Genomic DNA, 898 nt, shown 5'->3' on the forward strand with positions numbered 1-898 from the left:
TTTGCAAAATTTATTTTTGAATTTTCTTTACTTTCTTTATTTGCTTTACTTTGTGAAAGTATAGAGCCATAACTTGAATTATCATTTATACTAAAGATGCTCATATTAAATCCTTAAACTCTAGTTTCACTCATTAGCTTATCTAATCTATCCATTATATTATTTACATAAGAATTTATACTTTCATTACTTGCTTTCCAACCATTAGCTTTTGCTTGATTAAATTCTCTATCAAACCAAGCTCCACCATAACCTATGCTTGTATTTTGCCATTTAACTCCTTTATCCATTGCATATATATCTGCATCAAGCCAACCATCTTGTGCATAACCTTTTAATAGCTTAGCAAAATCAACTTTGCCTGTCATAATGTCGTCTAAGGAAGCCAATGAGCCATCAAAACTCTCTTTAGCCATAGCCTCGGCATAAGACTTAGCTATAGGATTTAATGTAGCACTATCTTCTCTTGGTGATACACCTGTTGATTTTAAAAAACTCATAAACAAAGCTTCTTTAGAATAGCTTCCATCTTCATTTTGTGGATAAAATGACATATTAGGGTTAAAAGTATCTATTGCAGTATCTTTATCTAAATTTTGTGTTTGCATACTTTGTGGAGTGAAATTTAATGGTTGTAAGCCTATATTGATATGCCCGAACATTCCTAATTGTTCTGCTTCATCATACTGATTTTGTGTATTATAATAGTTTGTTATTGTTAGCTTATTATAATTTTTTGGCATAATGCCTATAGTTTTATCAGATGATAACTCGCTTATTCCTTTAGGCATAGAATTAATATCTGCTTCAGTGAAACTTGTTTTATTGGCATCGTTAAAACTATGATTAACAATTTGATTAAATTGATTATAATATTGTTTTATGGTTTCAGCCATAT

Annotated in this window: 1 protein-coding gene; it reads right to left on the reverse strand. The window is 29.7% G+C overall.

The window, feature by feature from the left end; all coding sequences use genetic code 11:
• Positions 1–113 precede the first annotated feature (113 nt).
• Positions 114–898 (reverse strand): Cj0814 family flagellar-dependent secreted protein (locus tag JG677_RS08350; protein ID WP_442778896.1); only part of this gene is annotated, 785 nt, incomplete at its 5' end.

Origin of the sequence: Campylobacter sp. TTU-622 (genome assembly GCF_016598965.1) — a bacterium.
In the GTDB taxonomy this organism is placed as follows: domain Bacteria; phylum Campylobacterota; class Campylobacteria; order Campylobacterales; family Campylobacteraceae; genus Campylobacter_D.